This window comes from Bacillus sp. JJ675, from assembly GCF_036963165.1.
GTDB classification, from domain to species: Bacteria; Bacillota; Bacilli; order Bacillales; family Bacillaceae; genus Bacillus; species Bacillus glycinifermentans.
This window is the reverse complement of sequence record NZ_JBALMR010000036.1, coordinates 1-13,682: the sequence shown is the minus strand read 5'-3', so window position 1 is coordinate 13,682 and position 13,682 is coordinate 1. Positions and strand designations below refer to the sequence as shown.

Here is a 13,682-nt window from a genome sequence, read left to right as displayed (position 1 = left end):
GGGACTTTTTCAAAAAAAGACAAAAAAGCGCCCCGCCATGTTATACACGGCGGGACGCCAATATGAAGATTTTATTGATCCAAACGCTTCTCAAGCTCAGCTTTTTTCTCTTCAAAGCCCGGTTTGCCGAGAAGGGCGAACATGTTCACTTTGTACGCTTCCACCCCAGGCTGGTCAAACGGATTGACGCCAAGCAGGTAGCCGCTCATTGCGCAGGCTTTTTCAAAGAAGTAGACAAGATATCCGAACGTATAAGCGTTCATTTCAGGTACGTTAACGATCAGGTTCGGCACGTTTCCGTCCGTATGTGCAAGCATCGTGCCCTGGAACGCTTTCTTATTGACGAAATCAACCGTTTTTCCGGCAAGATAGTTCAAGCCGTCAAGGTCATTTTCCGCCTCTTCAATCGTCAGCTCATGTCTCGGTTTCTCAACGTTCAACACCGTTTCAAACATGTCTCTTCTTCCTTCTTGTACGTATTGTCCAAGAGAGTGAAGGTCAGTTGAGAAGTTGGCGGAGGACGGATAAACGCCTTTTTCGTCTTTTCCTTCGCTTTCTCCAAACAGCTGTTTCCACCATTCTGCAAAGTACTGAAGGCCAGGCTCATAGTTGATCAGCATTTCGATCGTTTTGCCTTTATTGTAAAGGATGTTTCTGACGGCGGCATATTGGTACGCCTGATTGTCCTCAAGCTCTGAGGAAGCAAAGTCTTTGCTGGCATCGGCCGCACCTTTCATCATTTCGTCAATATCGGCTCCGCTTACGGCGATCGGCAATAAACCTACAGCAGTCAAAACAGAGTAGCGGCCGCCGACGTCGTCAGGAATGATGAACGATTCATAGCCTTCTTCATCAGCAAGCGTTTTTAATGCACCGCGCGCTTTATCAGTCGTTGCATAAATGCGGCCTTTTGCTTCTTCTTTTCCGTATTTTTCTTCAAGAAGCTTGCGGAAGATCCGGAAAGCAATCGCCGGTTCTGTCGTTGTTCCAGATTTGGAGATGACATTGATTGAGAAATCGGCATCTTCAAGAAGATCCATTACGTCTCTCATATAAGAAGAGCTGATATTATTGCCGACGAAAATCACCTGAGGCGTCTTCCGCTTTCCTTTCGGCAATACGTTGTAGAATGAATGGTTCAGCATTTCGATCGCAGCTCTCGCTCCGAGGTATGAACCGCCGATTCCGATGACGAGCAGAACGTCTGAATCGTTTTTAATTTTTTCAGCGGATGTTTTAATCCGGGCAAACTCTTCCTTGTCATAATCTGTCGGAAGGTTGACCCAGCCTAAAAAGTCGCTTCCCGCACCTGTTTTTTCATGGATGGAGTGATGGGCGACTTTTACGAAATCGCGCAGATATGTAAGCTCCTGTTCTTTAAAGAAAGGCAATGCTCTTGAGTAATCAAAACGGACATGCGTCATGATAATAAACCTCCAGTACTCACTGTTTTGTTCAGATATCCCGCCAGCGCTTTCATTTTAAAAGTAAAGCCGGGGCTCTGACATGTCGATTTTCGGCGACAGCCTTTTCCCTTTTCACTTTATATGAACTCCATTGCGAAATCAAGTGATGAAAAGGGATAAATGGCATATCTCCGGCCCGGAAAAACGATTGTTTAAAGGAACTGATTGATTTTTGTCAAAATGGCAACAAAAAACGGCCGGGGAAGAGCCGGTTCTTCCCGAGCCGTTTTCCTTTCGCTTTTACAAAGAAGCCTTCAAAATCGACAACACGTCTTCTTTATTCAATGTTTTAAAGCGGCCGAATTCGCCGTTTGCCATCGCTTTGTCAGCAATGAGGTCAAGCTTTTCATCGGTGATGCCGTAATCGGCGAGGCGGTTCGGCGCACCTAGGCTGGTCCAGAATTCAGAAAGCTTTTCAATGCCTGAAAGCGCGACTTCACGGTCAGTTTTACCCGCATCATCAATATCGAACACCCGGACGGCAAGCTGTTTAAAGCGGCCGACATTTTCAGAAAGCGTGTGCTTCATCCAGTTCGGGAACAGGATCGCAAGCCCTCCGGCATGCGGAATGTCGTACACCGCACTCACAGCGTGCTCGATATTGTGGGTTGCCCAGTCTCCGCGCGCGCCCATTGACAGCATGCCGTTAAGCGCAATTGTGCCCGTGTAGAGGATCGTTTCGCGGAGCTCGTAATTTTCAAGATCTTCGATCAGCTTCGGAGCAGTTTCAATCACCGTTTTCAGCAGGGATTCACACATCCGGTCCTGATACGGCGTATTTTTCGTATGGTGAAAATATTGCTCGAACACGTGTGACATCATATCGACCATGCCGTAGATCGTATGGTCTTTAGGAACCGTGAACGTGTTAACCGGATCGAGGATCGAAAATTTAGGGAAAACAAGCGGGCTGCCCCATCCGTACTTCTCATTGGTTTCCCAATTTGTAATCACGGACCCCGAATTCATTTCCGAACCTGTCGCCGCTAATGTCAAAACGGTGCCGAACGGCAGCGCTTCGGTCGGGATGTGTTTTTTCGTAACGATGTCCCAGGCGTCTCCGTCATATTTTGCACCGGCGGCGATCGCCTTTGTACAGTCGATGACGCTTCCGCCTCCGACCGCCAAGAGAAAGTCGATATCGTGTTCCTTGCAGAGCCTTGCGCCTTTATTGACTGTTACGACCCGCGGATTCGGCTCAACGCCTGCGAGTTCATGAACATTCAGCCCCGCTTTTTCGAGGATGGAAACGACTTGATCATATAAACCGTTTCGTTTAATGCTGCCTCCTCCGTAAACAAGCAGCACGTTTCGGCCGTATTGTTTGACCTCATCGGCAAGCTTTTCGACTTCGCCTCGTCCGAAAATGAGTTTTGTGGGATTCCAATATGTAAAGCTGTCCATGCAATCTCCTCCTTTATCCATATTATCTTGAAAGACCTTCCGCCATGTAAAGCGATCTGCTCTTCTACGTATAAACTTTCCAAAACCGTCACAATCTATAAATGTTCATGATATGAAAAAGGAGGAACAGAAATACATGAGTACGCTTCAACGAATCGCATTGTTGCTTACGATCATCGGGGCAATTAACTGGGGACTGATTGGTTTTTTTCAATTTGATTTGGTCGCAGCCATCTTCGGAGGTCCAGGCTCCGCCATTTCCCGGACGATTTACGCGCTTGTCGGAATTGCCGGTTTAATCAACCTCGGGCTTTTATTCAAACCTAACGAGGAGACCGTCCGGGAAGACGCCAAAGAGCCTGAAATGCGCTAAAACATGCAGATATAAAAATAACTCCGGTTTTTAACCGGAGTTATTTTTTGCCGCCTTATTTTTTAATTAAATCTTTTCTGTTTGACTGCTCAATCCACTCTTCAAGCTTATCTTTCAACGTGTTGAAGCCTTGAGGAGTAGTAGCTTCTTCCGCTTGAGCGGCCTTTTGCTTTCTAGGCTTGTTTTCTTTACGTTCAGGAGCTGCCTGTGTCGCGCGGATGGAAAGACTGATCTTTCCTTTTTCTTCATCTACAGAAAGAACTTTCACCTGCACTTCATCGCCGATTGCCAAATGTTCATTGATATCTTTAACGAAGCCATGCGTTACTTCTGAAATATGCACGAGTCCCTGAGTTTCTTCATCTAAGGCTACAAACGCTCCATACGCCTGTAATCCAGTCACCTTTCCGGTGTAAACATTGCCCACTTCAAATTTTGCTGTCATACCTAACAACTCCTAAATCTTATGAATTTAATCTCTTTTTATACGCAATAAAAAATTATATCATACAAGTCATTTATAAGCAAAAAAACTTTTTTCGAAAATATATGTTTACAGTCCAAAGAAAAAGGGAATACTGAGAATCATTAGGCTTTCTAGTATTCCCCCCTTATTTTGAATGCGGACCTTTCAAGGTTTCGCATTTTTTTCTATATGCTTTGAACGAACCGCTTCATTCTGACGAGCGCTTCCTGAAGCTGCTCAAGCGATGACGCATACGAACATCTGATGTAGCCTTCACCGCTCTCACCGAATACATTTCCGGGAACGACGGCGACTTTTTCCTTCATGAGAAGTTCTTCGGCAAACACTTCTGACGTCATGCCGGTTTTTTTGACCGACGGGAATGCGTAAAAAGCGCCTCCCGGATGGTGGCAGTCCAGCCCCATCTCATTTAATGCATCTACAAAAAGGTTCCGCCTGCGCCGATAGCTTTTTCTCATTTTTTCCACATCATCCAAACCGTTCTTCAGCGCTTCTTCAGCCGCAAATTGCGCCATGCTCGGCGCACACATCAGCGAATATTGATGAATTTTCAGCATCGGGTCCCTTAAAAAAGCCGGTGCCGCGACATACCCGAGACGCCAGCCCGTCATGGCAAAGCCTTTTGAAAAGCCCGATATCAAAATCGTCCGCTCTTTCATTCCCCTGATCGCGGCAAAACTCGTAAATGCTTCGTCATAGGTGAGTTCTGCATAAATTTCGTCGGCAATAACGATGAGATCTTGCTTTTCCGCAAAATCAGCGATCTCTTCCAGCTCTTCTCTCGAATAAACAGACCCGGTCGGATTTGACGGCGTACAAAGAATGATCGCTTTCGTTTTTTCCGTAAGGGCCGCTTCAAAATCTTCGGGACGCGCTTTGAATCCGCGCTCGGCGTTCGTATGAATGTGGACCGGATTTCCCCCGGCCAACGCGACGAGAGCTTCATAGGCGACAAAACAAGGCTCTGGAATCAGCACTTCATCCCCAGGGTCGAGTATTGCCCTGATGGCGATATCGAGCGCCTGGCTTGCCCCTACTGTCACGATCAGCTCGTCATCCGGGGAATAGTCAAGATGAAAGCGTTTATTTAAATAAGCGCTGATTTCCCTCCTTAAAGAAGGCAGACCGGCATTGGCGGTATAGGAGGTGTAGCCTTGTTCAAGCGATAGAATGCTCGCTTCCCTCACATTCCATGCCGTTACAAAATCAGGCTCCCCGACCCCCAAAGAAATTACGCCCTCCATCGTGGACGCAAGATCAAAAAACTTGCGGATGCCGGACGGTTTGATTTGCTGTGCTGCTTTTGATACATAGGTTGCTCTCATATCAAGGAGACACCACGATTCTTTTGTCATCATTACCGGAGTCAAAAACTTTACCGTCGTGCTTGTATTTCTTTAAAATAAAATGAGTGGTTGTCGATACGACAGATTCAAGCGTCGATAATTTTTCCGATACGAAGTGAGAAATATCCGACATCGTTCTGCCGCGGATGACAACAGACAAATCATATACTCCTGACATTAAGTAAACGGATTCAACTTCGTCAAACCTGTAGATGCGCTCTGCCACCTCATCGAACCCGACGCCGCGCTTCGGCGTTACTTTGACATCGATCATCGCCGTCACGCCTTCATGGCCGTCTACTTTCCGCCAGTCGATCATCGCCGAATAATCGATGATTACCTTTTCTTTTTCAAGCTTTTCGATGATGGCCTTTGTTTCTTCCTGAGAAATATTCGCCATTTTCGCAATCGTTTCCGGATTCAGGCGGCTGTTCTCCTCTAATATTTCCAGTATTTCGGTTTCTTTTTCTGTTAGCTTCATCTGCTTCACACCTTTTATGTCGAGAAATCTTCTGATTATTATAGCACGATTTTTTGCGAATGTAAGTCCGGAAAAAATCGCGTAAAAAAAATTTTTTCGGGTACGATATGAAAGACTGGCTGACGATGTGCAGTCAGGTCGCGTTACGATGAAACAAAACCATTCGGAGTGATTTTTATCATGCTGTTAACAAAACCTTCGACACAGAAAATACAAGGGGTCGATATCTATTACGAACATTATGATAATCCCGGAAAAACAACGCTGGTTTTAATACACGGATTTCTTTCGTCTTCGTTTTGCTACAGAAAAATCATTCCTTTATTAAAGGATGAATTTAACATCATCGCCATTGACCTGCCTCCGTTCGGTCAATCGGAAAAGTCGCAGACTTTTATTTATACCTACAGGAATATGGCCAAGGTGGTCATCGATTTGATTGAACAGCTCAATATTAGCGAGGCCATCCTGGTCGGCCATTCGATGGGAGGGCAAATCTCGCTTTATGCCGTAAAAGAAAGGCCCGAATTGTTTAAAAAGGTCGTGCTGCTGTGCAGTTCCGGGTATTTGAAGCGGTCGCCCCGTTCGCTTGTTTTCGGAAGCCATATTCCGTACTTTTATTTGTACATTAAACGCTGGCTGTCCAAACAAGACGTTCTGAAAAATTTGCGGAACGTCGTATATGACAGTACTTTGATCGATCAGGAAATGATCGACGGCTATTTGAAGCCGTTTCTCGACGACCAGATTTTCAGGGCGCTCGCCCGGCTCATCCGCCACCGCGAAGGAGACTTAACACCCGACGATTTAAAAAAGATCATAACCCCCTCCCTTTTAATATGGGGTGAGGAAGACCGCATCGTCCCGGTCCAGATCGGAAAAAGGCTGCATCAGGATCTGCCTGATTCCACGTTCTATTCTTTGCAGCATACCGGGCATCTCGTTCCTGAAGAAAACCCCGATTACGTATCAGACAGGATCGCAGAGTTTGTCCTCACATAAAAAACCGCCCATCAAGGCGGCTTCAGCGTGCCGGCACCCCCTGCATTCGTTGCCAGGTCTGCTAAGCCGGTGCTCAAAAGAACAGCGGCTAACGGCTCCTACTGCCTGCACGCCGCCGTCATCACGTCCTGTGAAAGCTGATGCTCGGCCTTCCTAGACCGCAAGGGTTTCGCCTCACGCTGAAAGGATGACAAAACCCTAAAACTTTACATCGTTTTAGGATTTTGTCAACAATCTGAGGCCGCCGGAACACCGGCGGCTTTTCGTTTTCCGGCACACAAGGCTTGGCCGGGTGCTTTCATATGATATCAGCAGGTGCTGCTGTCTTTAATGACGAGCAGCCGCTCCGCCAGCTTTTTGCAATCCTCCAAAGGCAGCTCTTTGTCAAACGATACGTCAAAAATGGTTTGAATCGCTTTTCCAAGCCGCTCGGGATCATCTTCTGTATAGACGGCCTGGACGATTTCCGCCGCTTCCGTTTCGTAAAAATCCCCTCCGGCCTGAAATGGGTCCCATTTTTTTATCATTTGAATGATTTGCGCTGCTGCTTGACTTTCTTCCATGTTTATCACCGCTTAACGTGTAATTATACACGGCTATTGTACCACAAGGATCGAGGTGTCCGGGAAGAAAAGCTCGTTTTTTCCCTTTTCATTTTTCCTGCTTAACCATTGCAATCTCTTTTCATGATCGTTAATGTATAACATATGAAAGAGACATGAGGTGAGATCATGGATTTTAATACAGAACATAACAGACTGGGAACCCAGTCCGTCAAATGGGATTTGACCGAGGAGCTGTTCGGCGTGAAAGACGCGCTGCCAATGTGGGTGGCGGACATGGATTTTCGCGCGCCTCAAGAAGTCATTGATGCGCTTCAACAGCGCATCGAGCACGGAGTATTTGGATATACGTCTCCAAATGCAGCCACGAAGGAATCTGTCGCGGAGTGGCTCAGCCGAAGGCACGGCTGGGAAATCGATCCGTCAGCAATCACCTTCAGCCCGGGCATTGTAACCGCTCTCGGCATCGCCGTCCAAGCGTATACAGATCCGGGTGACAGCGTGATCGTGCAGCCGCCCGTCTATCCTCCGTTTTTTGACATGGTGAAAAGAAACGGCCGCAACGTTTTATATAATCCATTAATAGAAAAAAACGGACGTTATGAAATGGACTTTGACGATCTTGGAAGGAAGCTTCAAGAACCGAATGTGAAGCTTTTGATCCTTTGCAATCCGCATAATCCTTCAGGACGTTCCTGGACGAAGGATGAACTGGCAAAATTGGGCCAGCTTTGTCTTTCCCGCCAGGTGACCGTCGTTTCTGACGAGATCCATTCCGACCTGATGCTGCACGGATTGAAGCATACACCGTTCGCTTCCATTTCCCGGGAATTAGCCGAGCTTTCCATCACATGCATCGCTCCGAGCAAGACGTTTAATTTGGCGGGCCTTCAGGTGTCAGCCATCATCATACCGGATCTGGCGAAAAGAAATGCATTTCTAAAGACGATGCAGCGCGTCGGGCTGTCATCTTTAAACGCGTTTGCCGTCACCGGTATGGAAGCCGCCTATTCAAAAGGAGAACCATGGCTCGACAGCTTGATTTCCTATATCGAAAACAATATGGAAGAAGTACGCGCCTTTTTGGCCCGTGAGCTGCCGGAGGTCAAGATGATGATTCCTGATGCTTCATATTTGATATGGCTCGACTGCCGGGCGCTCGGCCTCTCAGATCAGGAATTAAAGGACAGGCTGCTCCATAAAGGAAAGCTCATCCTTGAGCCGGGACCGAAGTACGGCCCTGGCGGAGAAGGTTTTGTGAGAATGAATGTCGGGTGTTCGCTGCAGGTCGTAAAAGAGGGACTGAAACGGCTGAAAACGGCCTTATCATAAGCACTCCGGCCGCAGGCCGGGTGCTCTTTTTACCGCTTATGCCATTCTTGATGCAGTTTTTTTTCAAGCTGTTCGGCTTTTTTCGCTTCTTGCCGGGAATGCTTGACGATCAGCCTGAATGCGAATGCGGCGATGATAAAGAAAACAGCCAGCGTGATAAAAGAAGGAATGTATTCTCTTTTATCCTCAGGGAAATACAGCATGAACTGAATGAGCAGCGGCAATGTTCCTTCCTCCCCGATTATGTTTTATAACACCATCATACCATCAGGAGGGGTTTTTAGTGAATCAGTTTCAAGTCGGAGATAAAGTGAAAGGCTTTTATAAAACAGGCGTATATATTGGAGTTATTACGGATATTAAACCGATGCACTATCTCGTCAAAATCCTCGCGGTCCTGACCCATCCGAAGCAGGGCGACCTTCACCACCCAAAGGATGCGGATGTGCCCTTTTTTCATGAGCGGAAGGCGCTTGCTTACCGGGAACAAACAAACATTCCGCACCATATGGTGAAGCCGTTCGACGGTCGGGTACCGGATTATGAGGAATCGCTTCGCGATGCTTTGGATCGTTTTAAAAGAGAACTATTACAAGACGCTTCCGATTATGCGGCAAAATCGCTGGAATGCGCCGCTGGGCTCGAAAAAGAATATTTTCCAAACAAATAACCCAATCTTTTGTATAAGATTGGGCTTTTTATGTGGCATGCGGAAATACTTTCGAAAGGTCGATCCTGTCTCCGATCGTCGTCGGTTTAGGATTCTCCAAATACTCTTTATCCCGTTCCACCAGCTGAAACAGCTTATATGTTGTCATGGCATCATCAAGCGCTTTATGCTGTTTTCCCGTCCCTGAATCGCCGTATTCCTCCGCAGCTTTCCACAAATTCGTCAGCGTTTTGTCGCCGAAAAACTCCTTGTACTCCATTGACAAATCTCTCATTTCCCCTTTAAATGGAAACGGAATGTGGTTGAACATGCAATTTTGCTTCAACACTTTCATATCCATGTTTCCCCATGTAATAATGACGCTGTTTTGATCCGAATCAAGCTCCCTCAGCTTCTCAATCAAGGAATGAAACGCGATGCCTTGATCGACTTTTTCCTGTGTGATGTTTAAAAACGATTTGCACCGTCTTGTTAATTTTGGAAATTTCTTTGGTTTCACATAGCTGGAAAACGTCTCTGTCACTTCACCATTCGCAACTTTGACAACCCCCGCTTCAATGATTTCCGGAAAAAAATTTTGCGGATGATATTTCCCCTCAGGCATTGTAAATTCAAAATCGATAATCAGCAATGTATCTGGTTTCACTTTTTACACCTGCCTTTCTTATCGCAATATAAAGACTTTCACTTGATTTGCACGGTCCCCGTCCCAATGTTTTCAGCTTGTTTTTGATTTTAAAAAACACGTTAACTTTTCTTTTATTATATCATTATATTTCTATCTTTAAGCGATTATTTTCTGAAAAGGTAGAAAATTCGTTCAAACGTCTCTCTTTCCTCGAACCCGGGAACGTCATTTCCGATATTCCTTTATAATGAAAAGGAATCCAACTTTTTAAGAAGGTGATTTCCATCTCTGTTTATAAGAAAAACCTTTTGATTATGTGGTTTGCGAACTTTTTTGTCGCGGCAAGCTCCACGATGGTTCTTCCGTTTCTCTCTCTGTACATCAAAACGCTTGGTGAGCATCCGGACGGATTTACCGAAAAATGGAGCGGATATGTTTTTGGCGTCACATTTTTAATGGCTTTTTTGGTTTCCCCTTTTTGGGGGAGGTTCGGCGATAAACACGGCTATAAAAAGATCCTGCTGATCACGGGCTTCGGAATCGGAACGAGCATTCTCCTCATGTCCCTTGTCTCGTCTGTCTATGAGCTCTTTTTTTTGAGAATGGCGATGGGTCTTGTCACAGGCTTCATTCCTATGTCTCTCGCGATGATTTCTGCTCAGACGCCGAAAAAAGCGGCGGGCAAAGTGCTTGGCACTTTGCAGATGGGCACGGTTTCCGGCGGTTTATTCGGCCCTTTGCTCGGCGGGCTTCTTGCCGATCATGTCGGTTTTACATATACCTTTTATATTACGGCATTCGTCATTTACACGGCCGTCATTCTCGTATTGACCGGGGTGAGGGAGCGCCCTCTGAAAACAACCCGCGACTCTTCCGCTTCCTATTCGAGAAAACAGGTATTAAAAACGATTTTGGGCCGTCAGCCGCTGATCACGGTTATGCTGCTGACAGCGGTCACCCAAATCGGAACCTTCAGCATTCAGCCGCTTCTTGCCTTGTACGTCGGAGAGCTGCACGGCACCGAGCATCTTGCATTTTTTTCCGGATTGGCGTTTTCCGCCACAGGACTTGGGAGCCTGCTGTCTGCCAGAAAGTGGGGCTCTTTAGGCGACCGGTACGGATATGGAAAGATCCTGATCATCCTCTCGCTTTCAGCGGCGGTTTTCTTTATTCCCCAAGGCCTGACATCGTCATATGTGATGTTCGTCATCTTCCGCTTTCTGTTCGGTATCGCCTTGGGCGGAATGATTCCCTGCATCACGGCGGCAATCCGCACACAGGCTCCGGGCGCCATTCAAGGGGAAGTGCTTGGCTATAATGTCAGTTTCAGATTTTTAGGCAATGTCATCGGCCCGGTGCTCGGCGGAATGATTTCAAGCCATTTCGGCATTTCTTCCGCCTTCTACGTCACCGCTTTTCTCTTTTTGACCGGAGCCTGCCTTTTGCTGTTCCAAAGAGCTCAAGCAAAAAAATCGGAGGCAAAAGCCAGCTGACGAGTATAAAAATGAGAAATCTACTAAAATATCCTTCTCCCCGTTCAAAAAGAATGGTACGATATGGCTAGAAATTTGCGGAAAAGAGAGTGACTAAGTTGCGTTCAATCATTGGATGGTTTTTACTTATTTTATTGATTCCTATTTTTGTATATACGTTAATCGCCTCCGGACAGGAAGCCCAGGTCATGAAACCGTTGGATGAGGTGCTGGATGAGAAGATCGATTCAAAATTAAAAGACAGCGGCCTTGTACAAAACAGCTACATGTACGACAGCGACGGCGCTTTGATTTCTGAAATCGTTTCAGATCACCAGAATCGGGTGTTTGTCCCATACAAAAATATTCCTGAAAATGTAAAACAGCTGTTTTTGACGTCGGAGGACCGCCATTTCTTTCAGCATAAAGGCTTCGATTTCATGGGTATGGTCCGGGCAGCCGCGGCCAATTTCAAAAAAGGCGGCATCGATCAGGGAGCAAGCACCATTACACAGCAGCTTACGCGGAACTTGTATTTGAGCCATGAGCGCTCCTTCGACCGCAAGCTGACTGAGCTCCTGTATTCGTATCAGCTTGAAAAAAAGCTATCAAAAGAAGAAATTTTTGAGAAATATTTAAATACGATTTACTTTAATAATGGTGTATACGGGATCGGATCTGCGGCTTCTTTTTATTTCAGCAAACCGCTGAAATCCCTGTCGCTTGCTGAAATGGCCTTTATTTGCGCGATCCCTAATAACCCTACATTATATGATCCTTTAAAACATTTTGACTACACGAAAACCCGTCAGGAACGGCTTCTGAAAGAGCTGAAAAACGCGGGGGTCATTTCTAAGAAGGAATATAAAAAAGCGGTAAAGCAAAAAATCAAGCTTGACATTAAAGAAAAGAAAGATGCTTATCCCGACTATACGACTTATGTCAATGACGAATTCACCAAGCTCGTTTCCTCTTCCGAAGGGTTTGACGAACGGCTGAAAAAGGCAAAAACAAAAGAAGAGAAGAAAAAAATCGAGAAAGAGCTGTCCAATCGGATCACCGCCCTTTTGACAAAAGGGGTCAAAATCTATACGGCGCTCGACCCCGCGATGCAGAACCGGGTCGTTCAGCAGGTCAACAGCAAGCTTCCGTATGAAGGCGTCCAAGGCGGTGCGGTTGTCATCAACCACCAAACGCATCAAATTGTCGCCATGTCAGGCGGAAAGTATTATAAAAAATACAATTTCAATCTGGCCTATCAAGCTTACAGACAGCCCGGCTCCTCGATTAAGCCGCTCCTCGACTACGGCCCTTATATCGAGGAAACGGGTGCGACTGCGGGGAGCATGATCGATGCCAGCAGATTTTGCAGCAGAGATTACTGCCCGAACAACTATAACGAAAAAACGTACGGAACCGTTTCGCTCAAAACGGCCTTTAAATACTCCTATAATACGCCGGCCGTCCGGATGTTAAACCAGATCGGCGTGCAGAAAGGGTTCAGCTATTTAAAACCGTTCGGATTCGATAAAATCGTTCAGAGGGACTACCGGCTTCCTGCTGCACTTGGCGGTTTTACGGACGGATTTTCACCGCTTGAAATGGCGGACGCCTATACAACCTTCGCGAATAACGGCAGCTACACGGCGAACCATGCGATTACGAAAGTGACGGATCTGAAAGGGAAAACGCTTTTCAAATGGAAGGACAAACCGAAGCAGGTCTTCAGCATCAGGACGAACAATCAAATGCGCACGCTTCTGTCAGCAGTCGTCAAAGAAGGAACCGGAAAAAAAGCGAATTTCGGCGGCGGATACCGGGGAGGAAAAACAGGAACGTCAAACGACTTCAGAGACCTGTGGTTTGTCGGACTGACGGATGTGTATACAATGAGCGTATGGGTCGGAAAAGAAGCGAAAGGCAATGTGGAATTTCTCCATAACACCGCGCCTCAACTTTTGATTTGGAAAGGAACGCTGCAAAACGCATATTAAGCATGAAACGGGGGTCTCGAGGTGAAAGATATGCCCGGCACAATCGTCCTTTTCGACGGTGTATGCAATGTTTGCGACGGAGCCGTTCAATTTATCATCAAGCATGATCCGAAAGGCTTGTTTTCATTCGCTCCCCTGCAATCTGACACCGGCCGGAAGCTGCTTGAGCAGCACGGGCTTTCGGCCGATCATTTTGACAGCATGATATTGATCAAAAACGGCCGCGTCTATGCGAAGTCCGCGGCGGTATTGCATGTGGCAAAGGGCCTTTCCGGGCTGTGGCGGGCAGCGGCGGTTTTTCTCATCATTCCAAAGCCGCTGCGCGACGCGGTATACGACCTGCTGGCGAAAAACCGCTATAAATGGTTCGGCAAAAAAGAATCGTGCATGATCCCCGGCCCTGATATCAAAAAAAGATTTCTCGAATAACAAAAAACCGGAGCAGTTGATCTGCACCCTGTCAA

The 13,682-nt window shown here is 46.6% G+C and carries 15 protein-coding genes; 7 read left to right on the top strand and 8 right to left on the bottom strand.

The window, feature by feature from the left end; all coding sequences use genetic code 11:
* Positions 1 to 71: 71 nt before the first annotated feature.
* Positions 72 to 1,424: a glucose-6-phosphate isomerase gene (locus V7126_RS10220; RefSeq protein WP_046129940.1), complete on the bottom strand. Its 1,353-nt coding sequence runs from the start codon at positions 1,422 to 1,424 to the stop codon at positions 72 to 74.
* A gap of 282 nt (positions 1,425 to 1,706) precedes the next feature.
* Entirely contained in the window at positions 1,707 to 2,870 is a 1,164-nt protein-coding gene (locus V7126_RS10215) for an iron-containing alcohol dehydrogenase (RefSeq protein ID WP_216899551.1), read from the bottom strand.
* 136 nt (positions 2,871 to 3,006) lie between these two features.
* Between V7126_RS10215 and V7126_RS10210 the strand changes: the two genes are divergently transcribed.
* The gene (locus tag V7126_RS10210) at positions 3,007 to 3,243 is read left to right on the top strand and encodes a DUF378 domain-containing protein (protein ID WP_046129938.1); all 237 of its coding nucleotides are present in this window, start codon (positions 3,007 to 3,009) and stop codon (positions 3,241 to 3,243) included.
* A gap of 55 nt (positions 3,244 to 3,298) precedes the next feature.
* On the opposite strand, the gene yugI is transcribed toward V7126_RS10210, so the two are convergent.
* The 3 genes from yugI to V7126_RS10195 all read right to left on the bottom strand — a co-directional run bounded on the left by yugI (position 3,299) and on the right by V7126_RS10195 (position 5,557).
* Positions 3,299 to 3,688, bottom strand: a complete 390-nt coding sequence (yugI, locus tag V7126_RS10205; RefSeq protein WP_046129937.1) for a S1 domain-containing post-transcriptional regulator GSP13 — start codon at positions 3,686 to 3,688, stop codon at positions 3,299 to 3,301.
* Between the two features lie 206 nt (positions 3,689 to 3,894).
* Positions 3,895 to 5,055 (bottom strand): aminotransferase, encoded by a 1,161-nt coding sequence (locus V7126_RS10200; protein WP_046129936.1) that lies wholly within the window; start codon positions 5,053 to 5,055, stop codon positions 3,895 to 3,897.
* A 1-nt stretch (position 5,056) separates the two neighbouring features.
* The gene (locus V7126_RS10195; protein ID WP_046129935.1) at positions 5,057 to 5,557 is read right to left on the bottom strand and encodes an Lrp/AsnC family transcriptional regulator; all 501 of its coding nucleotides are present in this window, start codon (positions 5,555 to 5,557) and stop codon (positions 5,057 to 5,059) included.
* 180 nt (positions 5,558 to 5,737) lie between these two features.
* Between V7126_RS10195 and V7126_RS10190 the strand changes: the two genes are divergently transcribed.
* Complete coding sequence (locus V7126_RS10190) at positions 5,738 to 6,559, top strand: alpha/beta fold hydrolase (RefSeq protein WP_046129934.1); 822 nt, start codon at positions 5,738 to 5,740, stop codon at positions 6,557 to 6,559.
* A gap of 308 nt (positions 6,560 to 6,867) precedes the next feature.
* Here V7126_RS10190 and V7126_RS10185 read toward each other — a convergent pair whose 3' ends face one another.
* Positions 6,868 to 7,122, bottom strand: coding sequence for a DUF1871 family protein (locus V7126_RS10185; protein WP_046129933.1), 255 nt, complete (start codon positions 7,120 to 7,122; stop codon positions 6,868 to 6,870).
* Positions 7,123 to 7,290: 168 nt separating this feature from the next.
* Here V7126_RS10185 and V7126_RS10180 point away from each other — a divergent pair, with 168 nt between their 5' ends.
* A complete protein-coding gene (locus V7126_RS10180) occupies positions 7,291 to 8,454 on the top strand; it encodes a MalY/PatB family protein (protein ID WP_216899553.1) in 1,164 nt (387 codons plus the stop codon).
* A 29-nt stretch (positions 8,455 to 8,483) separates the two neighbouring features.
* Here the strand turns inward: V7126_RS10180 and V7126_RS10175 are convergent, their stop codons facing one another.
* Positions 8,484 to 8,678 (bottom strand): hypothetical protein, encoded by a 195-nt coding sequence (locus V7126_RS10175; RefSeq protein ID WP_046129931.1) that lies wholly within the window; start codon positions 8,676 to 8,678, stop codon positions 8,484 to 8,486.
* Between the two features lie 59 nt (positions 8,679 to 8,737).
* Here V7126_RS10175 and V7126_RS10170 point away from each other — a divergent pair, with 59 nt between their 5' ends.
* Positions 8,738 to 9,124, top strand: coding sequence for a kinase-associated lipoprotein B (locus tag V7126_RS10170; protein WP_046129930.1), 387 nt, complete (start codon positions 8,738 to 8,740; stop codon positions 9,122 to 9,124).
* A 28-nt stretch (positions 9,125 to 9,152) separates the two neighbouring features.
* On the opposite strand, the gene kapD is transcribed toward V7126_RS10170, so the two are convergent.
* The gene (gene kapD / locus V7126_RS10165; RefSeq protein ID WP_046129929.1) at positions 9,153 to 9,770 is read right to left on the bottom strand and encodes a 3'-5' exonuclease KapD; all 618 of its coding nucleotides are present in this window, start codon (positions 9,768 to 9,770) and stop codon (positions 9,153 to 9,155) included.
* A gap of 296 nt (positions 9,771 to 10,066) precedes the next feature.
* Between kapD and V7126_RS10160 the strand changes: the two genes are divergently transcribed.
* The 3 genes from V7126_RS10160 to V7126_RS10150 all read left to right on the top strand — a co-directional run bounded on the left by V7126_RS10160 (position 10,067) and on the right by V7126_RS10150 (position 13,647).
* Positions 10,067 to 11,245 (top strand): MFS transporter, encoded by a 1,179-nt coding sequence (locus V7126_RS10160; RefSeq protein ID WP_175077107.1) that lies wholly within the window; start codon positions 10,067 to 10,069, stop codon positions 11,243 to 11,245.
* Between the two features lie 89 nt (positions 11,246 to 11,334).
* Complete coding sequence (locus tag V7126_RS10155) at positions 11,335 to 13,218, top strand: transglycosylase domain-containing protein (protein WP_046129928.1); 1,884 nt, start codon at positions 11,335 to 11,337, stop codon at positions 13,216 to 13,218.
* A 30-nt stretch (positions 13,219 to 13,248) separates the two neighbouring features.
* Entirely contained in the window at positions 13,249 to 13,647 is a 399-nt protein-coding gene (locus V7126_RS10150; protein WP_046129953.1) for a thiol-disulfide oxidoreductase DCC family protein, read from the top strand.
* Positions 13,648 to 13,682 lie beyond the last annotated feature (35 nt).